This is a genomic window from Mesorhizobium sp. WSM4989 (assembly GCF_029625795.1).
In the GTDB taxonomy this organism is placed as follows: Bacteria; Pseudomonadota; Alphaproteobacteria; order Rhizobiales; family Rhizobiaceae; genus Mesorhizobium.
Map to the genome: position 1 here is coordinate 673101 of NZ_JARTVN010000001.1, position 26707 is coordinate 699807.

A 26707-nucleotide genomic window follows, 5' to 3' on the forward strand; every position below is an offset into this window, starting at 1 on the left:
GGGGGAGATTGGACGTCACCGGCGCCTCCGCCAGTCCTGAAACGATCCCCTGCGCCACCCTCACCGCTTGATCTCCCAGGTCGTCACGCGCTGGCCGGTGACCGGATCCTTGCCGTCCTTGAGCTGAACGCCTTGCGCCAGAAGCTCGTCGCGGATGCGGTCGGCCTCAGCCCAATTCTTGTCGGCGATGAACTTCAGGCGCCTGGCGATCACCTCAGCGGTCACGGTTTCGTCCACCTTCGCTGCGCCGACATCGAAACCCAGAAAGACAAGCGCCGCTTTCAGCGAAGCCGCGGCGGCGTCCTCGCCGGCGCCAGTGAACTCCACCGCCTCGCCGGCAAGCTGTGTCAATCGCTGGAAGGCAGCGTAGGTGGCGAGGTCGTCGGACAGCGCTTCCAGCACGTCTGCCGGCTGGTCCTTCGCCGCCGCGGGCGCAAGGTCGGCCGCTCGCTTCCATTTGCGCAGCGTGTTTTCCGCCTCCTCCAACTTGCGCACGGAAAAGTCGATCGGCTCGCGGTAATGCGTCATCAGCATCGCCAGCCGCAGCACTTCGCCCGGCCATTTCCTGCCGCCGAAAGTCTCGGTCTCCAAGAGCTCATGGATCGAATAGAAATTGCCGAGGCTCTTCGACATTTTCTGGCCCTCGACCTGAAGGAAGCCGTTGTGCATCCAGACATTCGCCATGACTTTGGTGCCGTGGGCGCAGCGCGACTGGGCGATCTCGTTCTCGTGATGCGGGAAGATCAGGTCGAGGCCGCCGCCATGGATGTCGAAGATCTCGCCGAGATAGGCGGCCGACATGGCCGAGCATTCGATGTGCCAGCCCGGACGGCCCCTGCCCCAAGGGCTTTCCCAGCCGGGCTCTTCCGGCGTCGAGAGTTTCCATAAAACGAAATCGCCGGGGTTCTTCTTGTGGGCGTCGACCGCGATGCGGGCGCCGGCCTGCTGCTCGTCGAGATTGCGCTTCGAAAGCTCGCCATAATCGGGCATCGAGGCGGTGTCGAAGAGCACCTCGCCGCCGGCGACATAGGCGTGGCCGCGCTCGATCAGCTGCGCGATCAGCGACAGCATGTCGGCCTTGCCGTCGGCGCGGGGCGCGACGAACTCGGTCGCCCGCGGCTCGTAGGTCGGCTCCAGGCAGCCGAGTGCTGCGACATCCTTGTGGTACTGGTCGGCGGTCTTTTCGGTGACGCGCCGGATCGCGTCGTTCAGCGAAAGCTTCCCGGCTTCGATCTCGGCGCCGAAATCGCGCAGGGCGCGCGCATTTATCTTGTCGTCGACATCCGTGATGTTGCGCACATACGTGACGTGCTTTTCGCCATAGAGTTGGCGCAGCAAACGGAACAGCACGTCGAAGACGATCGCCGGCCGCGCGTTGCCGATATGGGCAAAGTCGTAGACGGTCGGGCCGCAAACATACATGCGCACGTTTTGCGGATCGATCGGAACGAAACGCTCCTTTGTCCGCGTCAGCGTGTTGTAAAGGCTGAGGCCCTTCGATGTGTCAGACATGCGTGCCCTTCCGATCCCTTATGTTGGACGGAGCCTCCCCGCGCGCGGGCGCAAATCGGGCTCCAGCCTGCTGGCCGGGGCGTTTGTCCAATCTAGGGGAAGATAAGGCGAAAACGTCCGGACCAGCGCGAGGCTAGCCAATAATGCAAATGCCACAAATGGCGAAAGACGTTTTCATGCCCGGCTTTATCGCGTCCGCAGGTGTTGCCGTCAAGTCGCTCAACTCGGGAAAGCTGTCGTTCCATCACAGGTAAAAACGGGCCGAAACATTTTATTAAGCATCTCGGCACAGTGATGAAACATTATCGGACTAGACCGCCAAACGTCACGATTTGGTCCGAATCGACCACCAAACCCAGACACGAAAACGTTACCAGGGAAGAGAACAATGCCTCGAAGTAAGCAAGAACAAAGTCGACCGGCGCAACAGCCGCTCGCCAGCCACTACCGCGCGATCGGCCCTGCGGCCATCGTCGCAGCCCTTCTTCACACCGCGAAGAAGAAGAAGCCGGCGCAGAAGATCATCTCGCCGCGCGCCGCTTGAAACGGCAGGACCGGCGCAGTCTCCGATGATCGGGGTGCCGGCAATGAGGGCGACGCCAATGCTCGCCCTGGAGATGAAGGCCTCCGCTAGCAGCCCTCGCTAAAACAGGGTCATCTGGTTTTCGTCCGCGCCGGGTTTCTGGCGCCTGACCTTGTCGGGCTGAGGCCCGACCATGCCCCGCTCCTGAATCTCCGGCCCGGTGTTGGCGACCTTGTTGACGAGGTCGGAAACCGGAATCGCCTCGAAGAAATCGGGCTCGGCGGGCTTGAGGAGGTTGAGCACGTCGCGCGGCTCCTGCGTGCGGCAATCCAACCAGCGGGCGAAATCGCGTTCCTCGATCACCACCGGCATGCGGTCGTGGATATGGGCGGTGCCGGCGTTGGCCCGCGTGGTGAGGATCGCGCCGGTGTCCATCTCGGAACCGCCCGGCTCGGCATAGGTCTCGATCAGACCGGCGAAGGCGATCACCCCGCCCCGCCGCGGCTGGATCCAGTAGGGCTGGCCCTTGGCGCTACCCGACTGCTGCCATTCATAAAAGCCGGAGGCCGGCACAAGGGCCCGGCGATGGCGCATGGCGGTCTTGAACGAGGCCTTTTGCAGCACGCCTTCCGAGCGCGCGTTGAAGAGCAGCGGAAATTCCTTCGTATCCTTGACCCAAGTCGGGATCAGGCCCCAGCGCACCAGCATCGCCTGGCGGTCTGGCAGGTTGGAGCCTGGCGCTCTTGGCGGACTGGCGAACGCCATCAGCACCGGCTGCGTCGGAGCGATATTGTAGCGGGCCGGAAACGCCTCCAGCTCCGCCAGGCCAAGAATGGCGGCGGTCTGGTCCGGCGAGGCGGTCAGGGCAAAGCGTCCGCACATGGATTGGCTTTTCGGTCGGGATCGCCATGAAAGTGGCGATGGAACCGCCGCGCCGCAACCGCTAAAGCTGTCCGGTCCACAACCAAGCCGGCAGCCGGCGCGATTCGCAACGCATGAACAAGGTTCGCAAGATTATCCCGGCAGTCTCCGTCGCCGTCGTGCGCGGCAAGACGGTGCTGCTTGTCAAGCGGGCGCGGCCGCCTTCGCAAGGGCTCTACGCGTATCCCGGCGGCAAGGTCGAGCCGGGCGAGACGCTGGCGCAAGCCGCGGGGCGCGAACTCAAGGAGGAAACGGGGCTCCAGGCGAAGGATTACCGCCCGCTGCGCGACATCCATATCGACGGCCGCGCTGAGCACCACGCGGTCGACTATTTGCTGACGGTGTTCGGCGCGGCCTATGTCGGCGGCGAGCCGGCAGCGAGCGATGACGCCGAGACGGCGGCGTTCTACACGCTGGCGGAAATGGCGGCGATGCCGCTGGCGGGCGATGTGTTTGAAGTTGCCGAGGAGTTGCTTGGTCCTGCGCAAGCCGCCGAGCGGTGACCCCAGAATGGCCTTGCGGGCGACAAAATGTTTCGCCACAAAGCCTTGCTCTTCCATCGCAAGGCCCTGATGACCCGCGCCTCCCCCTTTCTCGCCGCAAGCCTCGCTATCAGCATGGCCGTCACGGTGCAGCCGGCATCGGCGGCCGAGGCGCCGTTCGAGCCCGGGCTGATGCGCCTCGCCGAGGTGCTGGGTTCGCTGCATTTCCTGCGCAACCTCTGCGGCGAGAAAGGCGACCAGTGGCGGCTGGAGATGGAAAAGCTGCTCGAGTCGGAAAATCCCGATCCCAACCGGCGCGCCCGCTTCATCGCCTCCTTCAATCGCGGCTACCGCTCCTTCAGCGGCACCTACACGCAGTGCACGCCTTCGGCCACCGAGGCCATTGCCCGCTACATGAAGGAAGGCGAGACGCTGTCGCGCGATATCGCTTCCCGCTACGGGAATTGAGGACCGGCATCGATCGCGACTATCCACCGACAAATCGCTCCAATGTGGCCGGCCTTATTGTATCAGGCTGCGCCTTGGTGCAATCATCTGTTGCGCTTGTGCAACAATGTTAATGAAACGTTAGTGGACAAATGCGGAATTAACTCAAACTGAAGGTTTTAATGCCGCAAGCTGGTCTAATCGGCTAAGCTCGGTCGGAATTGATCGCAGCCTTACTCGATATGTAGATTGCGACTGCAGAAATGTCGTATTTACAAGCACTTGTACGAGCAGCGCATGAACTGGCAAGTCAAGCCCGGTGCCTTGCCGGACCGACGCTTGAAAAGGTGGACATCGCATATGGAACATGGCGTCAGCGACATCGACGCGTTGGTCAGGGAAGAAAAGCGCCTGACCGCCGTGGAGAGCCACAGTGAAGCCTGGGCGGAAGGATTGTCGGCCGGCATCGAGCCCGAAATCATCGCCGAGGCTGCGCTGGAAACCGCCTTCGGCGAGATGCTGCGCGCCAATGGTGAGACCTCAGCGCTGGCCCTGCTCGACCGCATGCGCGAAAAGGTGATCTCCGGCGCGTTCGAGCCGGAACGGCTCAGGCACTAGCCCGCCCGCTTTGGCTGCTTTTGACGGCGACGCGCCGTTTGGGCATCATACCCGCCGCCTAGCCATTAGTTTTTCGCAATTCCGGACGGAAACCATTGCACAGTTTTCTGGAATTGCCTAGCGAGCCCGGAACCATGGAGAGGCAAGGGGTGAGATTTTCGTTGGCAGGCAGGCCGCGCGGGCTGGCCCTCGGCATCTGGATCACTGCTTCCTGCGCCGGGCCATTGGCAATCTGCCTCGCCAGCACGCCTTGCTATGCGCTAAGCGAGATCCAACGCGAAGAGTTGCCTTCGCCGGTCACTCCGTCCACCAGTGACGAAACGACCGCTCCGGGGACCACCGTGCCAATGCCGGCCGCGCCCGGCACCAAACCCTCCGACAACAGCCAGCCGGCCGACGAGACGGACAAGAGCGCGCCCGAAGCGCCAACCGGCAGCGGCGGCATCACCAGCCCGCGCTCCGACCCGGATTCGCCGCCGCCGCCCGTCGTCTACGACCTCGACAAGCTTCCCGAGCCGGTCAAACGCATGCACGGCCTGATCATCGAGGCCTGCAAGAGCGGCGATATCGAGAAACTTCGGCCGCTGATCGGCTCGGGCGAATCCATGACGCAGCTATCGCTCGGCGACATCGAGGGCGACCCGGTCGCTTTCCTCAAGGGACTCTCCGGCGACGGCGACGGCCAAGAGATTCTCGCCATTTTGGAAGAGGTGCTCAGCGCCGGCTATGTCCATGTCGACACCGGCACGCCGCAGGAGCTCTATGTCTGGCCGTATTTCTTCGCGCTGCCGCTCGACAAGCTGGATCCCAGGCAGCGCGTCGAGCTGTTCAAACTCGTCACCGCAAGCGACTATGACGACATGAAGCAGTTCGGCGCCTATATCTTCTATCGCGTCGGCATTACGCCCGCCGGCCAGTGGCTGTTCTTCGTCGCCGGGGATTGAGCCAGAAGCTCATCCCTTGCCAATTTTGGTCTGCGGCCATATGCGGTTTGCCTCCTCTCGCAGAGCCGGAATCGCATCGGCTCCCACCGTCGGCATTTGCAAGAAAGAAAATCGACCAGGGCAAGTTCCCGCAGCTGCAGGCACTCATAATGCAGGGCGCGCTTAAGAAATCCAACGTGGCCTAAGCCGCCAGCGCCTCGGAAAACTCCACCGCCCTGCCCTGGCCGGGCGTGACGATCTCGCCGTCCCACATTACCCGGTTGCCGCGCACGATGGTGCCGACCGGCCAGCCGGTGACCTCTTTGCCGTCATAGGGCGTCCAGCCCGCCTTGGAGCCAGCCTGCGCGTTGGTGATGGTCTCGCGGCGCTTCAGGTCTACGACGGTGAAATCGGCGTCGTAGCCGGCGGCGATGCGGCCCTTTCCCGCCATGCCGAAGATGCGCTGCGGACCATGACTGGAGAGATCGACGAAACGCTGCAAAGTGAGCCGGCCGGCGTTGACATGGTCGAGCATGATCGGCACCAGCGTCTGCACTCCCGTCATGCCCGAAGGCGAGGCAGGATAAGGCTTCGCCTTCTCGGCCAGCGTGTGCGGCGCGTGGTCGGACCCCAGCACATCGACGATCCCTTGCGCAATGCCGTGCCAGACGCCGTCGCGGTGGCGCGCCGCGCGCACCGGCGGGTTCATCTGGATCAGCGTGCCGAGCCGCGCATAGTCGTCAGCTGAGAGCGTCAGGTGATGCGGCGTCGCCTCGCATGTAGCGACGTCTTTATGCTGCTCGAGGAAAACGATCTCCTCGGCCGTCGAGATGTGCAGCACATGGATGCGCGCGCGCGTCTGTCTCGCGATGCGCACCAGGCGCTCGGTGCAGCGTTGCGCCGCGATCTCGTCGCGCCAGACAGGATGCGACGAGGGATCGCCCTCGACGCGCAGACCGAGCCGCTCGCGCAGACGGAACTCGTCCTCGGAGTGGAAAGCGGCGCGGCGGCGGGTGTTGCGCAGGATGGAGGCGACGCCTTCGTCGTCCTCGACCAGCAGGTCGCCGGTGGACGAGCCCATGAAGACTTTTATGCCGGCAGCTCCTGGCAGCCGCTCGAGCTCGCCGACATCGCCGGCATTGTCGCGCGTGCCGCCAACCCAGAAAGCGAAGTCGCAATGCATGCGGCCGGTGGCGCGCCGCACCTTGTCGGCAAGGGCCGCCTCGCTGGTGGTCAGCGGATTGGTGTTGGGCATCTCGAAGACCGCGGTGACGCCGCCCAAAACCGCGGCGCGAGACCCGGTTTCCAGATCTTCCTTGTGCTCCAGTCCCGGCTCGCGGAAATGCACCTGGCTGTCGACGACGCCGGGCAGGATGTGCAGGCCCGTGCAATCGATCGTCTCGCCGGCCGACGCTTGGCCGAGATCCCCTATCGCGGCAATACGCCCGGCCTTCACGCCGACATCGCGCCGGCCTTCACCGTCATGGTTGACTACCGTGCCGCCTGTCAGGATGAGGTCGAAGGTGGTTGCCATGGACTGGTCCAATCTCTTGCGGGGGGAGTGTGGCCGGCTTACGTAATGACCATCATTTTTGCAAGATCAGGCCGACTTCACGCCCATGCCCTTTGCCCTGCTGAAAGACCGCGCGCTCATTTCCGTGTCAGGCCAGGATGCCGAACATTTTTTGCAAAACATCCTCACCACCGATCTCGATGCGCTCGGCGCCGGCGAGGCAAAGCCTGGCGCGCTGCTTTCGCCGCAAGGCAAGATCCTGTTCGATTTTCTCATCTCTCGCGCCGGCGAGAACGGCTTCCGGCTGGAATGCCGGACCGACATAGCCGATGACTTCGTGCGCCGGCTGATGCTTTACCGGCTGAGGGCAAAGGCCGAGATTGCCAAGCAGGATCAGGCGCTTGTCACGGTTGCATGGGGCGATGATTCAACCGCCTCATTTGCCGATTCAACTTCGCTCGCCGACACGCGCTTCCGCGAGGTGGAGGTCAGGCGCACATATGAGGGCGCAGTTCAGGACAGCGGCGATGCCGGCGCATGGCAGGCCCTGCGTATCGCCAACGGCATCGCCGAAAGCGGCAGCGACTACCAGCTCGGTGACGCTTTCCCACATGACGTTCTGCTCGACGAGACCGGCGGCGTCGGCTTCAAGAAAGGCTGCTATGTCGGCCAGGAAGTCGTCTCGCGCATGCAGCATCGCGGCACCGCGCGACGCCGCGTGCTGGTCGCCACAGCCGAGGGTTCCCTGCCTGCGACCGGTACCGAGCTCACCGTCGCCGGCCGGCCGGTCGGCACGCTGGGTTCGGTAAGCGGCGGACGCGGCCTCGCCATCGCCCGCATCGACCGCGTCAAGGCAGCGCTCGATGCCCGCGACCCGATCATGGCCGGCGACGTCCCGGTGACGCTCGCCATCCCGGGCTGGGCGAAATTCTCCTTCCCGCAAGACACCGTCAGCGCGGAGGAGGCCTGATGGCGGCCGACAGGGCGGGAGCGCCGCCGCGCGCCTGGCAGCGCATGCTGTCCGGCCGGCGGCTCGACCTGCTCGACCCCTCGCCGCTCGACATCGAGATCGCCGACATCGCGCATGGCCTCGCCCGCGTCGCCCGCTGGAACGGCCAGACCAGCGGCGAGCACGCCTTTTCGGTGGCTCAGCATTCGCTGCTGGTCGAGGCACTCTATGGTGAGCTGGTGCCGGCCGCCTCCGCCGAGGCGCGGCTCGCGGCGCTGCTGCACGACGCGCCCGAATATGTCATCGGCGACATGATCTCCCCCTTCAAATCGGTGATGGGCGGCTCCTACAAGGACTGCGAGCTCAGGCTGCAGCGCGCCATCCATCAACGTTTCTCGCTGCCGGCCGAGCTCGGTTCCACCTTGCGCAAGGACATCAAGCGCGCCGACCAGATCGCCGCCTATTACGAAGCGACGCTGCTTGCCGGCTTCTCGACCGCGGAGGCGACGGAGTATTTCGGCCGGCCGCGCAGCTTTTCCGCCGACCATTTCGACTTCACTCCACGCTCGGTGACCTGGGCGCAGGCGGCATTTCTGAAACGATTCGCGGCGCTGGAAGCTAAACGCCAGCCTTTTCTCGCTGCCAATTCCGTCAAATAAAAGAACGCTAAATTAACCGACGGCCACGACAGTAAACTGTTCAGTCACGGTCGGCAGGCGCGTTCATGCCCGTTGCTCATGTCAAGGCTGGTTCGGCCGCAGTCAGGCGGAAGGCAACCGGTATTGGCCCGGTTCGACGAATAGCGGAGGAACTTCGCGCACAAAACGAGCGCTTTTCGGCCGCCGTCGAGAACATGTCGCATGGCCTGTGCATGTTCGACGCCGACGAGCGCATGATCATCTGCAACCGAAACTACATCGACCTCTTCCGCCTCGACGCCAAAGTCACGAAGCCCGGCATTCGCTTCTTCGACATCTTGCAGCACAGCGTCGAAATCGGCATCGCCTCGCAAACCGCCGAGCAGCTCTACGCCGTCCGCAAACCCTATATCGACGGCGCCAAGCCCTCGACTTATGAGGAGACGCTGGCGGACGGGCGCATCATCGTCATCTCGCATCGGCCGCTGGCCTCCGGCGGCTGGGTGTCGATCTACGAGGACGTGACCGTGCAGCGGCGCTCCGAAGAGGAACTGAAGGAGCAGCATCGCCGCTTCGACGCCGCTTTGGCCAACATGTCGCAAGGCCTGCTGATGTATGACGCCGACGGCAAGATGATCGTGCGCAATCAGCGCTTTCTCGAGCTCTACAACGTCGCCGCGACAGATTTCCCTTTTGGAACGACACACCGCGACGCGCTCAAACGACTGCTGGAACTCGGCATCTACACCAAGATCGACGTCGACAGCGAAGTCACCAGGACCGAAGCCTGCCTGCGAGCAGGGAAAATGCAGTCGGCTTACCGCTATCTTGCCGACGGCAGGACTTTTCTGGTGGTTCGGCAGCCGATGAGCGGCGGCGGCTGGGTCGTGACCTTCGACGATGTTACCGAGCGTCGCCGCGCCGAAGAGCGCATGACGCATCTTGCGCATCACGACACGCTGACCAACCTGCCCAACCGCTCGATGTTCCGCGAGCGCCTGGACCAGGCATTGAGCGAGGCCAAGGCCGCGCCGGTGGCGATCTTCTCGCTCGACCTCGACCGCTTCAAGGCCGTCAACGATACGTTCGGGCATCCGGCCGGCGACTGGCTGCTGAAAAGGGTGGCCGAGCGCCTGCAGCGCTGCCTGCGCAGCGACAAGGACGTGGTGGCGCGTTTCGGCGGCGACGAATTCGCCATCATTCAATCCAATATCAGAAACGCGGTCGACGCCGAAAAGCTGGCCAAGCGCATTATCGAGGTGATCGGCAAGCCTTATCGCGACAAGGGCCGCGAAATGCATGTCGGGGTGAGCCTCGGCATCGCGCTTTATCCCAGCGACGGGCAGGATGCGGATACGCTGCTCACCAATGCCGACATGGCGCTCTACCGGGGCAAGAGCGAGGGGCGCAACATCTACCGTTTCTTCGAGCCGGGCATGGATGCCATGGTGCGGGAGCGCCTGGCGCTCGAGGCCGACCTCGAAGCTGCACTCCCGAGGCGCGAGTTCGAACTGGATTTCCAGCCGATTCTCGACATCGCCTCCGGTGAGATCGTCGGCGCCGAAGCGCTGATGCGCTGGCGCTCGCCGTCGCGCGGGCTGGTGCCGCCGCAAGACTTCATCGCCGCGGCCGAAGAAACCGGGCTGATCGTGCAGCTCGGCGACTGGGCGCTGCGCAAGGCCTGCGGCGTGGCGGCGGGCTGGCCGCAGGACGTGCGCATGGCGGTCAACGTCTCGGCGGCCCAGATCAAGAGCGGCGGCTTCGCCCGCAGCGTGATTGCGGCGCTCGCCTTTTCCGGCCTGCCAGCAAGCCGGCTGGAACTCGAAATCACCGAAACGGTGATGATGGACGAGAGCGACAGCGTGCTGAGGACGCTCGGGCAATTGCGCGGGCTCGGCGTGCGCATCGCGCTCGACGATTTCGGCACCGGCTATTCTTCGCTCGGTTATCTGCGGCGCTTCCCGGTCGACAAGATCAAGATCGACCGCTCCTTCATCCACGATCTCGACAAGCGCGACACGGCGGCGATCGTGCGCACGGTTATCGGGCTCGGCGCCGAGCTCGGCATCACCGTCACCGCCGAAGGCGTCGAGGCCGAAGCGCAGCTCGACATGCTGCGCAAGGCCGGCTGCGGCGAGGCGCAAGGTTTTCTGATCGGCGCGCCGGCCAGGGCCTCGGAGATGAGCCGCCTGCTGCGCTCGCAGGAAAAGCTGCGCCGATCCGGTTGATGCCGGGGCACCGGTCAGCGCAGCGTCTCGAAATATTTCTCGTGGAAGCTCACATAGCCGGGTTCTACCACTTTGAGATGCCGCGCGATCAGCCGATGAAAAGCCGGCAATTGATGGAACGGCACACCCGGATAGGCGTGGTGCTCGGCATGGTAGGGCATGTTCCAGGCGAGCTTGCGCACGAACCAGTTGGTCAGCGTCGTCCTGGTGTTTTCCAGCATATTGGCGACGAAGGAGCAGCGGCCATGCTCGGCCAGCAGATAAAGCCTGAGAAAGGGCTGCCCGAGCAGCGCCGGTACGAGCCAAACGTAGAGGAGCACGGTCGCCTCGAGCCAGATCGCAAGCGTCAGCACGACGAGGTAGAAGGCGATCATCGCCCGTGCCTCGGCCTGGACTTTCGGCAAGCCTTTCGGGGGCACATAGCTGTCCCGGCAGCGGCCGCTGGCATTTCTGTAGAGCGTCTTGAAATGACCCCACCACACCGGCAGGCCAGACACATGGACGATGTACTGTCGCAAGGTCTCGGGCTTCGGGAAAGCCAGCTCCGGATCGTTCTGCGGGTCCTGAGTGAAGCGATGATGGGCGAAATGGAAATAGCGGAACCAGTCGGCGGGCAGCGCGATCGCCAGGCTGCAGAGCCGCGCGACGGCATCGTTCAGCCACTGCGTCTCGAAGGCCGTCCTGTGCACGGTCTCATGCAGCAGCGTGAACAGGAACACGATCAGGATGCCCTGCGGCAGCATCAGAACCGGCCAGTACGGCACCTTGGCCGCGATCAGCGCGCCGAGAGCGACGATGGCGCCGAGATGAACGACGAATTGGATGATGCCCGGCAGATCGGACTTGCAGGTCAGCCGGCTGCGCTCCTCATTGGTCAGCGAGGCGATGACGTCGCGGTGGTCGATGGTGTGGTCGATGGCGCTCATGAGCGCTACCGTACTGCAGAAAGAAAGCTTTCGAAAAACGAGGAATTCTGCAAAATAGATAAGCTTAGCTTATCTTTTCGGGTCGCCATGGTCGCACTTCCCTCCCTACGCGGACTTCAAGCCTTCGAGGCGGCGGCGCGCAGCGGCAGCTTTGCCGCAGCGGCGGAAGAGCTGTCGATTTCGGCGGCGGCGGTCAGCCAGCTCATCCGCACCGTGGAAGAACAGATGGGCCGCAAGTTGTTCCACCGCGTCAACCGGCGCGTCCTGCTCACCGAAGCCGGCGTCGAGATGTTGCCGAGGCTTACCATGGCCTTCCAGGAAATCGGCAGCGTCGCGCGGGATGTAGGCGGCGATGCGTTCCGGCCGAGGCTCGTCATCTCGGTGCCGCCTTCGATGGCGATGGGCTGGCTTTCCGAACGCCTCGCCGGCTTTGTCGCCAGCCACGGCGCCGCGGATATTTCGCTGAGAGGCGAGGACGACCCTGTGCCGTTCGACCATGAGATGGTCGACATTCGGCTATCCTACGGCCCGCACTATCGCGAGCATCCGACCGAGGAGATCGCGCGGGATGCGGTCTATCCGGTCTGCGCGCCCAGCCTTGCCGGTGCAGCCAAGCCGGAAACTCTCGCCGGCCTGCCGTTGATCCACACCGACTGGGGCCCGACCGGTGCCGCCTTTCCGTCCTGGCGCAACTGGCTCGAGGCGGGGGGCATCGCGCCGGGCCGGTCGGCCCAGCGCGGCCTTTCGGCCAACTCGTCGCGGGCCGCACTCGATCTCGCCATGTCGGGATTGGGCGTGGCGCTGGCGCAAGGCATCTACTGCGCCCGGGCGCTGGAAGACGGCAGGCTGGTCCGGCCGGTTGCCCGAGCGCTGGAATTGCGCCAGCCTTATTGCCTGACGATCCCTGAACGCAGCGCAAGGCGCGATGTGGTGGCGGCGTTTCGCGAGTGGCTGATCGCGGAATGCGTGCGCGCGGTCAGGTCGCCGGCGCTCGGTGCCTAGCAGTCAGAGATGCCCGGCCAGGGCCGCGACCATGTCCTTGCTGGTGGCTACCGGAACGATCTCGAACTCCACCAGATCGGCCCATTCGATGACCCAACGCTGCAGCAGCGTGACGTCATCGGCCTCGACAAGCAGGAAGCAGCGGCTCATGTCGCCTGCGATCCAGCTATGGTGAACGACAAGCGCGTCCGGTTTCAGCCGGCCCCGATCGCGGAACCGCCGGTAGATTTCCTTGCGGTCGCAGCCGCGAAAATCCTCGACAACGAAAAACAGCATCTTGCCCCCATTCAGTTGATTGTCTTAGCCGGATTCAGCGACGCCAGGCGATCCCGTCCGGATGCAAAATGCTTTAGCGACCAGTGCGCTCCAGCCGCTCCAGGAACCATTGCGTAAGCCGCACCCAGAGCTCGTCCTTCTCGCCGGAATCCTCCCAGCCATGGTCGAGATTGGGGTTATCGTTGACCTCGATGACGAAGACGCCGTCCTTGGTTTCCTTGAGGTCGACGCCGTAGAGCCCGTCGCCGATGCAGCGCGCCGCCTTGACCGCCGTCTCGACCACGTGCGGCGGCGTCTGCTTCAGCGTGAAGGTCTTGATGCCGCCCTGATCGGGCTTGCCGTTGGCCTTGTGGTTGACGATCTGCCAGTGTTTTTTGGCCATCAGGTAATGCACGGCAAACAGCGGTTGGCCGCCGAGCACGCCGACGCGCCAATCATATTCGGTGGGGATGAATTTCTGCGCGATGAGGAGGTCGGAATCCTCCAGCCACTCGGTCGCCAGCTTTGTCAGATCGGCAAGGTTCTCGCATTTCTTGACCCCGCGCGAGAAGGATGAGTCCGGGATTTTCAGCACCAGCGGAAAGCCCAGCGTCTGGGCGGCGAGCTCCAGATCGGAGGTGCCGGCAATCATCACCGTCGGCGGTACCGGCACCTTGTTGTAGGTCATCAGCTCGTTGAGATAGACCTTGTTGGTGCAGCGGATCATCGACAGCGGGTCGTCGATCACCGGCATGCCCTCCTGCTGGGCGCGGCGCGCGAAGCGGTAGGTGTGGTTGGAGATGGATGTCGTCTCGCGGATGAACAGCGCGTCGTAATTGGCGAGCTTGGCCAAATCCTTCCTGGTGATCGGCTCGACCTCGACGCCGATCTTCTCCGCGATCCTCGCCCAGTAGCGCAGGGACGAAATCTCCGAAGGCGGCAATTCCTCATGCGGATCGACGAGCGTCGCGAACGTGTAGCGCGCCGGCGTGCGCCCCTTGGTGTCGCGCCACTCGCGGTTGGTGTAGGTCTCCAGGCATTGCAGGAAGACTTCTTCTTGCTCCTCGCTCATGCGCGCGAGCGGCAGGAAGCCGATCTTGCGGATCGAAGCCCATTCGGCGCTGTCCTTGATGTGGACCTCGAGCGCCGGCGCGCGAAACCAGTCGAACAAGAGCTTGGTGAACCGGTCCCAAACTTTCGAGGGCCCGATGCCAAAAAAGACTGCGACCTTCGTCGGAAAGGTTCCGTCGAGATCCTTGCGGCATTTGTTGAGAGCGAGCTCGAGTTCCGGCAACGCATGCTCATAGAGCTTGCGCTCCGACAGATCGATCATGGTCTCGACGGTCGGGATCACTTTGTGGCCGCGCGATCCGGCGAGCAGCGAGGCATAATAGCCGCGGCTCTGATAGCCGTAGTTGTTCGACAGGTTGATCACCTTAGGGCGCTGGCCGCGAAACAGCGCCGGATGCGCGAGATAGTCGCGGTTGGTGATGATCTTGTGCGGCGTCGCCACCTGGTCGAGATCGTTCTGCCTGCCTGTAAGGATGACCCAGGTCATTGTGTCAGCGTTTTCCCAGGTTGATGGCGGCGCGCAACCCGTCGCGGCCGAACTGTGCCATGTTCATGAAGATGCCATAGGGCACGGGAATGTTGGCGGCGTCGAGGATGGTTTCCTGCCTTTCGTCTTCGACCCAAGGATCGTGGATGAGGATATGGTCGCCGTCGTCGCCGATGGCCAGCACCCAATGCGGCACCTTCTTGCCGAACATCAGGAAGCCGCTGATCAACACCAGCACCAGCTTGCCCTCGGCAAGGGCGGCGCGGATGTCGTCGATGCCGAACGGACGGTAATTCACCGGGATGCCGTAAAGTTCCGCTCGCCGGCGGAAGTCGACCTGGGCGAGCTCCATCACCCGGCGCTTTTCCTCGCTGCGCACCGACTGCAGGAACAGCGCGCCGTGAAAGGATACGAAGATCTCGGCGGCAAGCCCGCTTTCATAGCCGGCAACCGCCAGGCCGAAAGGCTCGCAGCCGCCCGGCCCCGACATCATGAATACCGTGGTCGCCTCGCGCCACAGGCGTATTTCCATGACCGGATCGGGCACGAAGCCGGAATCGAAATTGGCCATTGCCATCATCAGGCAGCACGGACCGCAGGTGAACTCGCAGGTCTGCTGGTAAAACGGCACCCCGGTGCTGGTCGGGACATCGCCGCGCAGCGTCTTTTCGTAACGCAGCGCGGTGGCGCCGTCCTCGTAATAGTCGGGCTCGCGGCCGATTTTTCGGTAGCCTGCCTGCTCGTAGATGCCGATGGCGCGCTGATTGTCCTCGCGAACCTCGAGCCGCAGCATCATGCGATCGTGTTCATAAGCCGCCTCTTCGGCCGCGGCCAGCAGTTGGCGGCCGATGCCGAGATTGCCGAAGAACGGACCGACGGCGATGGAATAGAGCCGGGCCACGCCGCTGCCCTTGCGAAACAAGACCACCGCGTAGCCGGCGACATGGCCGTCATTCTCGGCCACCAGCATCTCGGCGGTCTCACGCTCGATCAACTGGCGAAAAGAGCGGCGCGACAGGCGATCGCTTGAGAAACCAGCCTTCTCGATGGCGGCGAGGTCATCGACGTCCGACGCGCGGGCCTTGCGGATCTCGGCAGGCATGCGGGGTTTGGGAGAACCTCGATTGGATTAAAGGAAACGGCCCCGGTCAAAAGCAGCACCCCGGCCGAAGCGCCGGTCTTCATCAAGCGCTATCGCTCCTTGATTAGGGCCGAATTGTGACAGGTTCCGCGGCGGCAGAAAAGCACCACGGCTTTGAACTGAACCACTAATTCGAAACAGCGTAGGCCGTTGAAAACAGCCGCCTCCTCAGCTCGAAATACCGGCCAGAAGCTGGCCATAGGCGCTCTTGGCGACCTCCGACAGACGCTCCGGCGGCAATGTGCCGACGACGGCGCAGCCATAGCCCTTGTCCAGCCAATACACCGCTTCCGGACCGTCAGCCTCGGCCGTATAGGTTCCCTTGGTGGTCTGCGATGATTCGGCGGTGACGAAGAGCGAGATGCGCTCGCCCTTGGCGTCCTCGTAAAGCAACATCGCGGCCTTGCCACGCTCGCCCGCCGGCAGCAGCCGGCCGCCGACGAGTGCGAAGCCCTCGGCCGCGAGATCGGGCGCCACCAGCTTCAGCCCTACCCGGTTGGACAGCCAGGTCTGCAGATGGTCCTTGTCGCTTGCCGGCACCTCAACCGCGTGACGCTTCTCGGCGGCGTAGATGAGATGGGCGGAAATCGCCTGCTCCGCGAGTTGGTCGTCGCTCTCACCGCTGCGGCCAATGCCGTCGATGCCGGCGAGATAGCCACCGAACCCGCCGACCATCAGCACGGCTGCCGCCGCCGCCGAAAGCCACCAGCGCGAGCGCCAGGCAGGCGTCCGCGCCGGCGCTTCGCCAAGCACCGCGTGCCGTAGCCTTGCCGGCACCGGTTCGTCCATCACGCCGGCCAGGGCGGCGCGGAGCGCCGCACGGTCGGCTATGTAACGGGCGCTCTTCGCCTTCATTTCGGGATTGGCTTCGAGCCAGGCGTCATAGGCCATGCGCTCCTCGCCCGGCAGCTCGCCATCGAGGGCCATGTGGATATCGCGTTCGGTGAAATCGCGCCGGGTCATCGCTCGACGATCCTTATCGAGCGGCGGCGCGAGGAGTCGTCCAGCAGGCCGCGCAGTTCCTCGCGGCCGCGCGCGATGCGCGACATCAGCGTGCCGGCCGGCACGCCCAGGATGTTGGCGGCCTCGGCATAGGAAAAGCCTTCGATAGCGACCATGACCAATGCCGCGCGGCGATCGGGGCCGATCGCCTGCAGGGCATCCATGATCTCGCGCGAGGCTATGCTTTCGACCTGATCGGCGGGCGCGGCCTGGGCCTCGCCGGCTTCCAGAGGCAACATTGCCGCCTCGCCTCGCCGGTTACCCTTGCGCATCTGGTCGATGAACAGATGATGCATGATCGTAAACAGCCACCTCCTCGGGCTTTCTCCAGTTTGCCAGTTGTCGAGCCGCACAAGCGCCCGCTCGAGGCAGTCCTGGACGAGATCGTCGGCGGAATCGCGGTCGCGCAGCAACGAGCGCGCGTAGCGGCGCAGACGCGGTATCTCGCTCAGGATCGCTGCCTTCTTGTCGTCCATGACCGCTTGTTTCGTGGTCGTCTTCCATCTCGATTGAACGCGCCTTCCCGGCGCGGCGCAAGCAGCCAGCACGAAGCGGACCACCCGCTCCGGTACCCAAGCACCTGGATAACGCCGGCGGATGCCGGTTTATTCCCGGCGCGAGCGGAAGCGGAACCAAGGTTGAATACCGGTTCTGGCCATCGTATATTCGTCATTGAATATCTTGCATATTCATCTTAGAATATACGCCGGAGGAATTCGACAATGTCTTTGTATATCCGCGATGACGAGGTTGACGCGCTGGCTCGTCAGCTGCAGTCCGCGATCAAGGCGCCCACGAAGACTGAAGCTGTGCGGATCGCGCTCAAGCGTGAGCTCGAACGGGCACATGCCGTCCTCCCACTAAGCGAGCGCATTAGAAAGTATCAGGACGCAGCGAGGGCGCTCGGTCCGGACGACCCGGACTTCGACATGAAGAAATTCATGGACGAAGGATGGGATGACCTCTGATGTTCCTCGATGCTTCCGCTATCATCGCTATCATATCGGAAGAGCCGGATGCGAACCGCCTTCTTAGGAAAATGGAAGCCGCCGAGAAGCTTTATTTCTCGCCGAGTTCCGCATTCGAGGCGATTGTTGGGATAGCTCGCAGGAAGTCCGTAGCGGAAAACGGCGACCAGCTTCCGACACCACCCGCCCTGATCGAACGATGTAAAATGATCGTCTTGGGTTTCCTGGCCGAACTCAAGGCCGTTGAGGTCCCGCTGGACACGCGGATCCGAGAACTCGCTGTAAGGGCCGCGCAAGATTATGGTCGATATGTGGGCCACCCAGCCAAACTGAATTTCGGCGATTGCTTCAGCTACGCATGCGCCAAAGCCTATCGCGTACCTCTGCTCTACAAAGGCAACGACTTCTCGCAGACCGATCTGGCCTGACCTTTAGTCGGCTCCTAACCTCGCCGCCCTTGTCAGCAGACGCTGATAGAAAAGTCCGATACCGATCAGCACGGCGCCCAGACCGATGAAGGAGAGCGCGCGCAGCACGCCTTCCAGCTCCGACATGTCGAAGAGGAAGACCTTCAGCACGGCGACCGCGATCAGCACGGCCGAGGCAATGCGCAGCACCTGCGACCTCAGCCAGACGCCGGCTGTCAGCAGCGCCACGCCGATGATCAGCCAGAGCGCCGAATAGGTATAGGTCTCGAGCTGGCCGAGGCCGCTCCACAGGCCGATGAACTCGCCCTTGAACAGGCGCCGGACCGACAGCGTGGCGTAGGCGAAGCCAAGCAGCGAAGCGACCAGCGCCAGCATCGCGGCATACCATCTCGGGCGCCTCTCCCGGACGTAAAGCGCCGATGCTCCTGCTGCGACCGCCGGCAGCAGATAGGCGAGCAACAACAGGTTGAAGAACGGGACGGCGCCGGTCGATTCATCCGTCAGCAGCGGGTTCAGCACCACGAAATGCCGGATGACGATGAAGGCGACCGAGAGCACGCCGGCGGCCATCGAGCCATAGCGCAGCACCGGGCTCGGCGAGCGCAGGTCGATGGCGACCAGTATGGCGCCGGCACCGAGCGCGATCAGCGTGTAGATCGCCTGCTCGGCAAGGGTGACGGGGCCGGTGTCGATGACGCCGCCATGCATGGCATGGCGCACCAGCATCGCAATCGTGAGCAGGCCGAACAGCGCCGAGGCCGCTTCCATGGCAAGACGCGGCCGTCCGTTGGTGGTGCGCGCGAGTTGCCAGGCGGCGAAGCCGAAGGCGAGCGCCGGAACGCCATAGCCCGGCAAGAGCCAATTGAAGACCGGCGTCGTCGACAGTGCCGCCGCGCCGACGATGGTCGGATCGAAGGCGACGCGACCAAGCACGGCGACAGCCGCGCCGACCGCGATCCAGCCCAGCACCGGGAAGCTGCGCCAGCGCGTCGCGAGCGCCGGCACGACGGCGGCGTCGCCGAGCAGCACCGTCGTCCAGCCGGAGCCGAAGGCCATGTGCAGCATCAACAAGCCTGCGACGCCGGCGCCGCCGAGCGCGAAGGAGACGGCGGGGCCGCCGCGGAGCGGCGGTTCCTCGGCGCGCGCGATCCACTCGCCGCCGGCGGCAAAGACGAGCACCAGAAGCAGGGCCGGCAGTGCGTAGCCAAAATCGCGGTCGATGTCGCCGAAGGTGAGCCAGAGCGCGGTGAGCACGACCAGCGGCACAATGACACCCCATGCCGCCCAGGACGCGGCGCGGATAGGCGCAGCAGCCGCAAAGCGGCGCGCGGCCCAGAATCCGGCTGCGATGAAGACCAGGGCAAGCGCGATGCCGAGGCGGAAGGTCAGCGTGTCGGATGCGGCCAGCGGCTCGGCGCCCAGGCCGACATCCAGCGCATCGGCGCCGATGGTGGCGGGCGGGATGATGCCGAGATAGATCAGCGCGGTCGCCAGGCCGGCGGCGAAGAGGAGCGGCAAGGCGCGCGGCCGGTAGAGCGCCACTGCCAGCAGCGCGGCGAGCAGCACCGCGCCGTGCAAGGCATAACCCGCCTTGGCAAACACCGGATCGACCGACAGCCCGAGCGCGGTCAGCGCAACGAAGAAGCCGGGCGCGATTGATGGCCAGTCGAAGCCGGGCTCCGCGTCGTCGCGGCCAGCAGTCAAGAAATCGGCTAGCCAGACGAAGGCGAGCACGGCAAGCGAGGCCAGGCTGATGAACAGCACCGTCGAGAGATTCACCTCCGGTGCATTGGTCATGTAGACGATGGTCCAGATGCCGGTGCCGGCAAAGGCTGCCGCCACAAGCGCCTTCCAATCGCGGATGCGGGCGATAGCCGCCGTGGCGGCAAGCACGATCGCCAAATAGACGAACAGCGCCCACGGGTTCGGCGCCTCCGAGGCGACGAGGGCCGGCGTCACCATGGCACCGACGAGGCCGATGCCGGCCAGCGCCAGGCCGTGGACCAGCGAGACGGCAATGGTGGCGACGCCGATCGCGCCGAGCAGCGTGAAGGCGAGCGCCGGGCCGATAAAGCCGTAGATGCCATAGGCTGCATAGACGGTGCCGAACAGGATGAAGGCGCCGGCGCCCGTCAGAATCGCCGGGATGTAGGCGCCGGCAGCTCCCTGCACCGGCACCCGGAAGCCGGTGCGGCGGATGAACTCGGCGCCGGCAAGCAGCACAAGACCGAGAACGCCGGCCATGGTCAGTCGCACGCCGGGGCCGAAAATGCCGGCCTCGATCGTGTAGCGGATCAGGAACAGGCCACCCAGCGCCAGCGCGATGCCGCCGACCCAGACCGCCCAACGTGTGCCGAGGGCCGTCTCGACATCGCGGGCGGCCCTTGCAGGTACTGCCGCTTCGGCCGGCGCGGCAGGTTGCGTCAATTGTCCCTCTCCGGCGGGTTCGGACGGAGTCCCCTCGCCCGCTTGAGCTGGCGCTTCGGCTCTTGGCTCGTCGGGCGTCGCGGCGGCTGTGGCCTGCGGGGCTGCTTCACCTGCCGACGGCGCGGCCGCTGCGGCAATCACGGCGGTAGCTTGGCCTGCAGCAGCTTCCGCGGCCTCGCCAGTTCGGGGCGCGGGCTGCGGGACACCCGAAAGCACCAGGCTGCGCAGCGCGCCAAGCTCGCGCTCGATCAGGCCGATGCGCGTCTGCTGGCGTGAAATGATAACGAATAGAGCGATGACGGCGGCAATGGCGATCAGGCCGAAAAACATGGCGGTTTCCCCTCAAAACCGTGCCAGTCGTGGCCGACAAATGCGGCGATGAGACGGCTACCCAATCAGCGCCCTGCCGGCCTTGCAAAGATCGAGCATGTTTCGGCGCCGATTGCCAGCGACCGCAGGCTTTATCCAACGGCGATACGTCGAAGCGGCTGAGGCTCGGGTCGCAAATTGCCGGCCGCTGGCCGCGAAATACTCGTGCTATTCTCAAAAGAATTACCAAGAGGATGACCGATGCCGCAACGAAGCGCGGGCCTGCTGATCTTCAGGCAAACCGCCGGTGTGCTCGAGTTCCTGCTGGTCCATCCCGGCGGACCGTTCTGGGCAAGGAAAGATGAAGGGGCCTGGTCGATCCCGAAGGGGCTGATCGACGATGGCGAGGACGATCTCGTGGCCGCTCGGCGTGAGGCCGAGGAGGAGCTAGGCGTCGCGATCGGCGGCGATTTCCAGCCAGTCGGCAGCTACAAGCAGCCGGGCGGTAAAATCGTGATCGCCTGGAGCGTCGAAGCGGACATCGATGTGAATGCCGTCAGGAGCAACATGTTCACCATGGAATGGCCGCCAAGGTCGGGCGCCATGAAGGAATTTCCCGAAGTGGACAAAGCCGGCTGGTTCTCGCTCCCAGAGGCAGGTCTCAAGATCCTGAAAGGCCAGCGTCCCATCCTCGACGATTTTCTGGAACGACGGAGAGCCGACTAGATCCTCGCCTCATTCGCCGGCAATCACCTTCACCGCCACCTGATGCCGGCGCAGCGCCGCGAGGAATCCAGCGCGGGCGTCGGGCGGCTCGATGCCGCGCGGCTCATAGATGTGGCGAGTGAAGAAGAAGCCGGTCAGCCGGAAGGCGTCCTCCAGCGCCGCGGCATCGGCGCGCACGCCGGAGCCGCGCTGCAGGAAGGCGGGCAGCGCCAGCATCTTGTCGTGCCATGCCGCGCCCGCGGCGCGCGAGACGGCGCGTCCGGATTTGGGCGACACATAGGCGAGATCCTGCCGCGATCCGGTCGCCGCGCACTGGCTGAGGTCGAGGCCGAAGCCGAGCTCATCCAGGATCAGCAATTCGAAGCGCGCCACCAGCTCGCCCGCGGCATCGGCATCGCCCAGATGGGAGATCATCACCGCAAGAGCCTCGTAGAGGCCGCCATGGGGATCGCGTTCGGGCAGAAGCCTGAGATGCGCGGCCATGGTCTGCAGGCCGTAGAGGGCGACTGCGCTGTCCATCAGCCGAGCGGCGTTCATCTCGATCGCCTCGGCCTGGAAGATGCCGAGATGCTCGTCGAGACGCGCCCGCCACAAAAGATCGATGCGATTGCCGGGCTGCAGCACCGGCTGCTGCTTGCGCGAGCGGCCGCCCCGCACCAGGCCGAGATGCCGGCCATGGGCGCGCGTCATCACCTCGAGGATGGCGCTGGTTTCGCCATGCTTGCGGGTGCCGAGAATGATTCCCTCGTCGCGCCATTCCATACGTCGAGCTTTTCACCTGTTGGGCGGCGAAATCAAGATTGCCGCCCGTGACCCATAATCTGTTCCGACAGTGATGGCAGGCAACATCCGCCGCTGCCGCGGCGGCGGCAATATCGGAAAATTCTCAGAAACCGTTCGGGATTTTTCGGCCCCGCCAGCGCCAAATATCGGCGCGTTGACCGGGTGAACCGGCGCAGACCGCCGAGCGGCTCGGCTGGCTATTTCCCGAAGCGTCGACCTCTCGGGCAGGCGACCACTCGCTACAACGGCCCGATGAGAGGATCGATATGAGCTCCTTCCTGGGCGTGGTGCGCGGGCACCAGTTGACCATCTTCTTTTCGCTGGCGCTCGGCCTGACATGGCTGGCGTTCATTCCCTTCTATCTGTCGCATGGCGAGAGCATTCCCTGGTTCACCTTCGGACCGGCAATCTCGGGCTTCACCGTCGCGGCACTCGCCGGCAGCTGGGGCGCGGTGAAGACCATCCTCGCCTCGATGGTGAAATGGCGCGTTCGCCCGATCTGGTATCTGGTGGCGGTCGGCCTGCCGTTCGGGACACAGCTCGCCTCGATCCTGATCAATCCGTTCCTCGGTTCGGCGGAGCCGTCGTGGGGGAACATTCCTACCTTCTCCGAGGTGGCGCCCATGATCGCGCTCTATGCCGTGTTCAGCGGTCCGCTGGGCGAGGAACCCGGCTGGCGCGGCTTCGCGACCCCGCATCTTCTTGGCCGTCGCCCCGCGCTCGCCGGCAGCCTGATCCTCGGCGTGATATGGGCAATCTGGCACTTGCCGCTCGGCCTGCTCGGCGATCTCAGCCTCTACAGCACGATCAACGTCGTGCTGGCCGGGATCGTCTTCACCTGGCTTTACCAGAACACGGGCAGCGTATTGCTGGCCATCCTGATGCATGTCTCACACCAGAACAGCGTACGCTTCCTCGCCAAGGTGTTCGTCGACGGCGACTATATCCAGCAGCAATGGCTCGGCGTCGCGATCTGGGCGGTCATCGCGGTCGCGATCGTTGCCTATTACGGCACGGAAAGCTTTGTACGGCGGCCTGCGAAGCGACTTGCCACTGCATGGATACTCGACCGGTGAGGGCGCCTGCTCGGCGCCGTCATCCCCATTTGCGATGATCGGCGAGCACTTCGTCGATCACCCGGCGCTGCCTCCCGACCTCGGCCTGGTTGGCGTCGTGACCGGCAACGGTGATGAGCGCCTTCCACAGCGTCCAGCCGCGTCCGCGCGCCCAGGTCGCGTCATCGACGGCGATGCGCGCGCGGAATGCCTCGCGGCTCTCGCCCTCGAACAGCGTCCAGGCAATCGCCAGATCGCAGGAGGGATCGCCGACGCCCGACGTGCCGAAGTCGATGACAGCGCTCAGACGGCCGCCCTCGACCAGCAGGTTGCCGGAGGCGACATCGCCGTGGAACCAGACGGGCGAGCCGTGCCAGCCGGCAGCAAGCGCCGCCTTCCAGACGGCAGTGGCGGCTTGCGTATCGATCCGGCCTTCAAGCGCAGCGATGGCCTGTCTCGCCTCGCCGTTATAGACGGCCAGCGGGCCGCCGCGATAAAAATTGTGCTGGCCAGGTGCCGGGCCGGCGGTCGGATCAATCCGTTTCAGGGCAACGAGGAACTCAGCCAGCGAGACCGCGAACGCGCGAAGGTCGGCGATGTGCCCGGTTTTCGCCGTCTCGCCTTCGATCCAGCGGTAGACGGACCAGTGCCAGGGATAGCCCGCCGCCGGCTCGCCCATGGCGAGCGGCTCGGGAATCGGCAGCGGCAGAAGCGGCGCGAGCTTGGGCAGCCAGCGATGCTCCTTCTCGACCTGCAGCGCATAGGGAGCAGCACTTGGCAGCCTGACCGCCATCGTGTCGCCGAGATGGAAGGTGCGGTTGTCCCAGCCGCCGAACGCGACCGGCTTCACAGGCAGATGCCGCCATTCGGGAAACTGCGCGTCGACGAGCCGCCGCACGAGAGCGGTGTCGATATCTATCTTCGGGCTGTGCATGTCGTTATCCCAAAACCGCGTCGCTTTGGTCGACATGGATCAGTTGGGAAACTCCAATCCCATCTCCCGATAGCGCTCCGGGTCGTCGCCCCAGTTCTCGCGCACCTTGACGAACAGGAAGAGATGCACCTTCTGCTCGAGGATCTCGGCGATCTCGGCGCGCGCGGCCTGGCCGATGGCGCGGATCGTCTCGCCCTTGTGGCCAAGCACGATCTTCTTCTGGCTCTCGCGCTCGACATAGATGACCTGCTCGATGCGCACCGAGCCGTCCTTCTTCTCCTCCCACTTCTCGGTCTCGACATGCGAGGAATAGGGAAGCTCCTGATGAAGCCTCAGATAAAGCTTTTCACGCGTGATCTCGGCCGCGAGCTGGCGCATCGGCAGGTCGGATATCTGGTCTTCCGGATAGTACCAGGGACCGGCTGGAAGCGTCTCGGCAAGATAATCGAGCAGGTCCTTGCAGCCGGAGCCGGTGAGCGCCGAGACCATGAAGGTGCGCTTGAACGGCACTCTTTCGTTCGCTGCCGCGGCCAAAGCAAGCAGCGTATCCGGCTTGACCCGGTCGACCTTGTTGAGGACGAGCAGCATCGGCTGCTTGACGTCCTTCAGCCGGTCGAGGATCGCGTCGGCATCGCCTTTGATGCCGCGTTCGGCATCGATCAGCAGCACCACGACATCGGCATCCTTGGCGCCGCCCCAGGCGGTGGTGACCATTGCCGTGTCCAGCCGCCGCCTCGGCTTGAAGATGCCGGGCGTGTCGACGAAGACGATCTGCGCGTTGTCATGCGTGGCGATGCCGCGCACGATGGCTCGGGTGGTCTGCACCTTGTGGGTGACGATCGACACTTTCGCGCCGACCAGCTCGTTGACCAGCGTCGACTTGCCGGCATTGGGCGCGCCGATCAGCGCGACGAAGCCGGAGCGCGTGGCAGGCGTTTCGGAGGTTTGGGTGACGGTCATGCAGCGCTCCATACGCCTTCGCGCAGCAGCAACGCGGCCGCCGCCGCCTGCTCCGCTTCGCGCTTGGAACGGCCGCTGCCGATCGCCGGCGCGAAAGAGCCAACCTTGACGCTGACGGTGAACAGCGGGTCGTGGTCGGGCCCCTCGCGAGCATCCACCCGGTAGGCCGGCACCGCGCCCGACGCCGCCTGGTGCGCCCACTCCTGCAGCTCGGTCTTGGCGTCGCGGCGGGCAGCACCGATCGCCTGCGAGCGCGGCTGCCAGTAGCGATGGATAAACGCGCGGGCGGTCTCAAGGCCACCATCCAGATAAAGCACGGCGATCAGCGACTCCAGCGCGTCGGCACGCAGATTGGTTCGCTTGCGGCCTTCGAGATTGCGCACGTCGGAGCCGGCGCGGATCAGCTCCGGCAGGCCGATCTCCTCGGCGATCTCGGAGAGCGCCTCGGCATTGACCAGCGCGTTGAGGCGAAGCGACAGCTCGCCCTCGGCGGCATCCGGAAAGGCAGCGAGCAGCATGTCGGCCACGATCAGGCCGAGAACGCGGTCGCCCAAAAATTCGAAGCGTTCGTAGTCGACGCCGGCATGCGTCGAACGCGCGCTGGCATGGGTCAGCGCGCGCTGCAGACGCTGGCGGTCGGCGAAGGCGTGGCCGGTGCGCTCGACAAGCGCTTCGGCAAGGGCATCGGCGGTCAAACGCTTGGTCGCCGCCATGACCTTAGTGGACGAGATGGAACAGGCGGCCGGCACGCATCAGCGACGGCCACTTCCAGATTTCCAACGGGCTTGCGCCATCGGCGATCGAGAAGAAGATGACGTTGGCGCGGCCGACGAGGTTCTCGGCCGGCACGAAACCGACGGTGAAGCGGCTGTCGGAGGAATTGTCGCGATTGTCGCCCATCATGAAATAGTGGCCGGGCGGCACGTCGAACTCGCGCGTGTTGTCGCCGATCGAATTGGGCGTCAGATCGAGCGTGTCATAAGTGACGCCGTTGGGCAGCGTCTCGCGATAGACGTCGACGGGACGGTCGACCTCGGTGATGTCGGGGTTGTCGATCTGGCCGACCTTTTCGCGCGGCACCGCGGTGCCGTTGATGAAGAGCTGGCCGTCCTTGACCTGGATCTTGTCGCCGGGCAGGCCGACGACGCGCTTGATGTAGTCGACGGACGGATCCGGCGGGAACTTGAACACGACCACGTCGCCGCGCTTGGGCTCAGAGCCCCAGATGCGGCCGGAGAAAATGTTGGGGCCGAAGGGCAGCGAGTAGCGCGAATAGCCATAGGCCCATTTGGTGACGAACAGATAGTCGCCTTCGAGCAGCGTCGGCCGCATCGAGCCGGAGGGGATGGAGAAGGGCTGGAACAGCAGCGTGCGGATGACAAGCGCGAGCAGCAGAGCCTGGATGATGACGGAAAAGGTTTCCCCAAGCCCGCCGGATTTCTTCTGCGATTTTTCAGCCACGCTCATGTCGTCCTCGAT

At 64.4% G+C, this 26707-nt stretch carries 28 protein-coding genes; 13 read left to right on the forward strand and 15 right to left on the reverse strand.

All coding sequences use genetic code 11. The features are described from left to right. Positions 1-60: 60 nt before the first annotated feature. Complete coding sequence (gene cysS, locus P9217_RS03455) at positions 61-1512, reverse strand: cysteine--tRNA ligase (RefSeq protein WP_278086651.1); 1452 nt, start codon at positions 1510-1512, stop codon at positions 61-63. 388 nt (positions 1513-1900) lie between these two features. Between cysS and P9217_RS03460 the strand changes: the two genes are divergently transcribed. Further along, positions 1901-2056, forward strand: a complete 156-nt coding sequence (locus P9217_RS03460; protein ID WP_082953737.1) for a hypothetical protein — start codon at positions 1901-1903, stop codon at positions 2054-2056. Between the two features lie 99 nt (positions 2057-2155). Here the strand turns inward: P9217_RS03460 and P9217_RS03465 are convergent, their stop codons facing one another. Beyond that, positions 2156-2917 (reverse strand): SOS response-associated peptidase, encoded by a 762-nt coding sequence (locus P9217_RS03465; protein ID WP_278086650.1) that lies wholly within the window; start codon positions 2915-2917, stop codon positions 2156-2158. A gap of 113 nt (positions 2918-3030) precedes the next feature. Between P9217_RS03465 and P9217_RS03470 the strand changes: the two genes are divergently transcribed. From P9217_RS03470 to P9217_RS03485, 4 genes are all read left to right on the forward strand, one after another. Next, positions 3031-3459, forward strand: coding sequence for an NUDIX hydrolase (locus P9217_RS03470; RefSeq protein WP_278086649.1), 429 nt, complete (start codon positions 3031-3033; stop codon positions 3457-3459). A gap of 69 nt (positions 3460-3528) precedes the next feature. Further along, complete coding sequence (locus tag P9217_RS03475; protein ID WP_095781940.1) at positions 3529-3906, forward strand: TIGR02301 family protein; 378 nt, start codon at positions 3529-3531, stop codon at positions 3904-3906. Positions 3907-4245: 339 nt separating this feature from the next. Further along, a complete protein-coding gene (locus tag P9217_RS03480; protein WP_066997401.1) occupies positions 4246-4503 on the forward strand; it encodes a hypothetical protein in 258 nt (85 codons plus the stop codon). Positions 4504-4652: 149 nt separating this feature from the next. After that, positions 4653-5447, forward strand: coding sequence for a hypothetical protein (locus tag P9217_RS03485; RefSeq protein ID WP_095800109.1), 795 nt, complete (start codon positions 4653-4655; stop codon positions 5445-5447). A gap of 181 nt (positions 5448-5628) precedes the next feature. Here P9217_RS03485 and P9217_RS03490 read toward each other — a convergent pair whose 3' ends face one another. Next, on the reverse strand, positions 5629-6960 hold the full coding sequence (locus tag P9217_RS03490; protein WP_278086648.1) for a dihydroorotase: 1332 nt from the start codon (positions 6958-6960) through the stop codon (positions 5629-5631). An 85-nt stretch (positions 6961-7045) separates the two neighbouring features. Between P9217_RS03490 and P9217_RS03495 the strand changes: the two genes are divergently transcribed. From P9217_RS03495 to P9217_RS03505, 3 genes are all read left to right on the forward strand, one after another. Continuing rightward, complete coding sequence (locus P9217_RS03495) at positions 7046-7909, forward strand: folate-binding protein YgfZ (RefSeq protein WP_278086647.1); 864 nt, start codon at positions 7046-7048, stop codon at positions 7907-7909. Beyond that, positions 7909-8547: an HD family hydrolase gene (locus tag P9217_RS03500; RefSeq protein WP_095781517.1), complete on the forward strand. Its 639-nt coding sequence runs from the start codon at positions 7909-7911 to the stop codon at positions 8545-8547. Before P9217_RS03495 ends, P9217_RS03500 begins: the two co-directional genes overlap by 1 nt. Before the next feature lie 65 nt (positions 8548-8612). Further along, entirely contained in the window at positions 8613-10754 is a 2142-nt protein-coding gene (locus P9217_RS03505) for an EAL domain-containing protein (protein WP_067321143.1), read from the forward strand. 14 nt (positions 10755-10768) lie between these two features. Here the strand turns inward: P9217_RS03505 and P9217_RS03510 are convergent, their stop codons facing one another. Then, positions 10769-11659: a fatty acid desaturase family protein gene (locus P9217_RS03510; RefSeq protein WP_336618895.1), complete on the reverse strand. Its 891-nt coding sequence runs from the start codon at positions 11657-11659 to the stop codon at positions 10769-10771. A gap of 108 nt (positions 11660-11767) precedes the next feature. Here P9217_RS03510 and P9217_RS03515 point away from each other — a divergent pair, with 108 nt between their 5' ends. Continuing rightward, a complete protein-coding gene (locus P9217_RS03515) occupies positions 11768-12682 on the forward strand; it encodes a LysR substrate-binding domain-containing protein (protein WP_278056389.1) in 915 nt (304 codons plus the stop codon). Between the two features lie 3 nt (positions 12683-12685). On the opposite strand, the gene P9217_RS03520 is transcribed toward P9217_RS03515, so the two are convergent. The 5 genes from P9217_RS03520 to P9217_RS03540 all read right to left on the reverse strand — a co-directional run bounded on the left by P9217_RS03520 (position 12686) and on the right by P9217_RS03540 (position 17114). Continuing rightward, the gene (locus tag P9217_RS03520) at positions 12686-12958 is read right to left on the reverse strand and encodes a DUF3303 family protein (protein WP_067321136.1); all 273 of its coding nucleotides are present in this window, start codon (positions 12956-12958) and stop codon (positions 12686-12688) included. 73 nt (positions 12959-13031) lie between these two features. Next, complete coding sequence (locus P9217_RS03525) at positions 13032-14495, reverse strand: RimK family protein (RefSeq protein ID WP_278086645.1); 1464 nt, start codon at positions 14493-14495, stop codon at positions 13032-13034. A 4-nt stretch (positions 14496-14499) separates the two neighbouring features. Further along, positions 14500-15597, reverse strand: coding sequence for a GNAT family N-acetyltransferase/peptidase C39 family protein (locus P9217_RS03530; RefSeq protein ID WP_278086644.1), 1098 nt, complete (start codon positions 15595-15597; stop codon positions 14500-14502). Between the two features lie 207 nt (positions 15598-15804). Further along, positions 15805-16599, reverse strand: a complete 795-nt coding sequence (locus P9217_RS03535) for an anti-sigma factor (RefSeq protein WP_067321126.1) — start codon at positions 16597-16599, stop codon at positions 15805-15807. Then, positions 16596-17114 (reverse strand): RNA polymerase sigma factor, encoded by a 519-nt coding sequence (locus P9217_RS03540; protein WP_095800113.1) that lies wholly within the window; start codon positions 17112-17114, stop codon positions 16596-16598. The genes P9217_RS03535 and P9217_RS03540 overlap by 4 nt, the downstream gene beginning before the upstream one ends. A gap of 246 nt (positions 17115-17360) precedes the next feature. Here P9217_RS03540 and P9217_RS03545 point away from each other — a divergent pair, with 246 nt between their 5' ends. After that, on the forward strand, positions 17361-17606 hold the full coding sequence (locus tag P9217_RS03545) for a type II toxin-antitoxin system VapB family antitoxin (protein WP_095777849.1): 246 nt from the start codon (positions 17361-17363) through the stop codon (positions 17604-17606). Continuing rightward, positions 17606-18034 carry a type II toxin-antitoxin system VapC family toxin gene (locus tag P9217_RS03550; RefSeq protein ID WP_095800114.1) on the forward strand — a complete coding sequence of 143 codons (429 nt, stop codon included), beginning with the start codon at positions 17606-17608 and terminating at the stop codon, positions 18032-18034. The genes P9217_RS03545 and P9217_RS03550 overlap by 1 nt, the downstream gene beginning before the upstream one ends. Before the next feature lie 3 nt (positions 18035-18037). Here P9217_RS03550 and P9217_RS03555 read toward each other — a convergent pair whose 3' ends face one another. Beyond that, on the reverse strand, positions 18038-20791 hold the full coding sequence (locus P9217_RS03555; RefSeq protein WP_278086643.1) for a DUF2339 domain-containing protein: 2754 nt from the start codon (positions 20789-20791) through the stop codon (positions 18038-18040). Between the two features lie 240 nt (positions 20792-21031). Between P9217_RS03555 and P9217_RS03560 the strand changes: the two genes are divergently transcribed. Next, entirely contained in the window at positions 21032-21496 is a 465-nt protein-coding gene (locus tag P9217_RS03560) for an NUDIX domain-containing protein (RefSeq protein ID WP_278086642.1), read from the forward strand. 9 nt (positions 21497-21505) lie between these two features. Here P9217_RS03560 and recO read toward each other — a convergent pair whose 3' ends face one another. Beyond that, positions 21506-22258 (reverse strand): DNA repair protein RecO, encoded by a 753-nt coding sequence (gene recO, locus P9217_RS03565; protein ID WP_278086641.1) that lies wholly within the window; start codon positions 22256-22258, stop codon positions 21506-21508. A gap of 287 nt (positions 22259-22545) precedes the next feature. Here recO and P9217_RS03570 point away from each other — a divergent pair, with 287 nt between their 5' ends. Continuing rightward, entirely contained in the window at positions 22546-23355 is an 810-nt protein-coding gene (locus tag P9217_RS03570; RefSeq protein WP_278086640.1) for a type II CAAX endopeptidase family protein, read from the forward strand. 19 nt (positions 23356-23374) lie between these two features. Here the strand turns inward: P9217_RS03570 and P9217_RS03575 are convergent, their stop codons facing one another. The 4 genes from P9217_RS03575 to lepB are packed head-to-tail and all read right to left on the reverse strand — an operon-like array spanning position 23375 to position 26695. Further along, positions 23375-24268, reverse strand: coding sequence for an aminoglycoside phosphotransferase family protein (locus tag P9217_RS03575; RefSeq protein ID WP_278086639.1), 894 nt, complete (start codon positions 24266-24268; stop codon positions 23375-23377). A 39-nt stretch (positions 24269-24307) separates the two neighbouring features. After that, positions 24308-25240 carry a GTPase Era gene (gene era / locus P9217_RS03580; protein ID WP_278086638.1) on the reverse strand — a complete coding sequence of 311 codons (933 nt, stop codon included), beginning with the start codon at positions 25238-25240 and terminating at the stop codon, positions 24308-24310. Next, entirely contained in the window at positions 25225-25941 is a 717-nt protein-coding gene (rnc, locus tag P9217_RS03585; protein WP_278086637.1) for a ribonuclease III, read from the reverse strand. Before rnc ends, era begins: the two co-directional genes overlap by 16 nt. A gap of 4 nt (positions 25942-25945) precedes the next feature. After that, entirely contained in the window at positions 25946-26695 is a 750-nt protein-coding gene (gene lepB / locus P9217_RS03590; RefSeq protein ID WP_066997458.1) for a signal peptidase I, read from the reverse strand. Between the last annotated feature and the right edge of the window lie 12 nt (positions 26696-26707).

Coding starts and splice junctions, on each gene's coding strand:
- cysS (WP_278086651.1), bottom strand. CDS start 1,512: ATGTCTGACACATCGAAGGGCCTCAGCCTTTACAACACGCTGACGCGG.
- P9217_RS03460 (WP_082953737.1), top strand. CDS start 1,901: ATGCCTCGAAGTAAGCAAGAACAAAGTCGACCGGCGCAACAGCCGCTC.
- P9217_RS03465 (WP_278086650.1), bottom strand. CDS start 2,917: ATGTGCGGACGCTTTGCCCTGACCGCCTCGCCGGACCAGACCGCCGCC.
- P9217_RS03470 (WP_278086649.1), top strand. CDS start 3,031: ATGAACAAGGTTCGCAAGATTATCCCGGCAGTCTCCGTCGCCGTCGTG.
- P9217_RS03475 (WP_095781940.1), top strand. CDS start 3,529: ATGACCCGCGCCTCCCCCTTTCTCGCCGCAAGCCTCGCTATCAGCATG.
- P9217_RS03480 (WP_066997401.1), top strand. CDS start 4,246: ATGGAACATGGCGTCAGCGACATCGACGCGTTGGTCAGGGAAGAAAAG.
- P9217_RS03490 (WP_278086648.1), bottom strand. CDS start 6,960: ATGGCAACCACCTTCGACCTCATCCTGACAGGCGGCACGGTAGTCAAC.
- P9217_RS03495 (WP_278086647.1), top strand. CDS start 7,046: ATGCCCTTTGCCCTGCTGAAAGACCGCGCGCTCATTTCCGTGTCAGGC.
- P9217_RS03500 (WP_095781517.1), top strand. CDS start 7,909: ATGGCGGCCGACAGGGCGGGAGCGCCGCCGCGCGCCTGGCAGCGCATG.
- P9217_RS03505 (WP_067321143.1), top strand. CDS start 8,613: ATGCCCGTTGCTCATGTCAAGGCTGGTTCGGCCGCAGTCAGGCGGAAG.
- P9217_RS03515 (WP_278056389.1), top strand. CDS start 11,768: ATGGTCGCACTTCCCTCCCTACGCGGACTTCAAGCCTTCGAGGCGGCG.
- P9217_RS03520 (WP_067321136.1), bottom strand. CDS start 12,958: ATGCTGTTTTTCGTTGTCGAGGATTTTCGCGGCTGCGACCGCAAGGAA.
- P9217_RS03525 (WP_278086645.1), bottom strand. CDS start 14,495: ATGACCTGGGTCATCCTTACAGGCAGGCAGAACGATCTCGACCAGGTG.
- P9217_RS03530 (WP_278086644.1), bottom strand. CDS start 15,597: ATGCCTGCCGAGATCCGCAAGGCCCGCGCGTCGGACGTCGATGACCTC.
- P9217_RS03535 (WP_067321126.1), bottom strand. CDS start 16,599: ATGACCCGGCGCGATTTCACCGAACGCGATATCCACATGGCCCTCGAT.
- P9217_RS03540 (WP_095800113.1), bottom strand. CDS start 17,114: ATGGACGACAAGAAGGCAGCGATCCTGAGCGAGATACCGCGTCTGCGC.
- P9217_RS03545 (WP_095777849.1), top strand. CDS start 17,361: ATGTCTTTGTATATCCGCGATGACGAGGTTGACGCGCTGGCTCGTCAG.
- P9217_RS03550 (WP_095800114.1), top strand. CDS start 17,606: ATGTTCCTCGATGCTTCCGCTATCATCGCTATCATATCGGAAGAGCCG.
- P9217_RS03555 (WP_278086643.1), bottom strand. CDS start 20,791: ATGTTTTTCGGCCTGATCGCCATTGCCGCCGTCATCGCTCTATTCGTT.
- P9217_RS03560 (WP_278086642.1), top strand. CDS start 21,032: ATGCCGCAACGAAGCGCGGGCCTGCTGATCTTCAGGCAAACCGCCGGT.
- recO (WP_278086641.1), bottom strand. CDS start 22,258: ATGGAATGGCGCGACGAGGGAATCATTCTCGGCACCCGCAAGCATGGC.
- P9217_RS03570 (WP_278086640.1), top strand. CDS start 22,546: ATGAGCTCCTTCCTGGGCGTGGTGCGCGGGCACCAGTTGACCATCTTC.
- P9217_RS03575 (WP_278086639.1), bottom strand. CDS start 24,268: ATGCACAGCCCGAAGATAGATATCGACACCGCTCTCGTGCGGCGGCTC.
- era (WP_278086638.1), bottom strand. CDS start 25,240: ATGGAGCGCTGCATGACCGTCACCCAAACCTCCGAAACGCCTGCCACG.
- rnc (WP_278086637.1), bottom strand. CDS start 25,941: ATGGCGGCGACCAAGCGTTTGACCGCCGATGCCCTTGCCGAAGCGCTT.
- lepB (WP_066997458.1), bottom strand. CDS start 26,695: ATGAGCGTGGCTGAAAAATCGCAGAAGAAATCCGGCGGGCTTGGGGAA.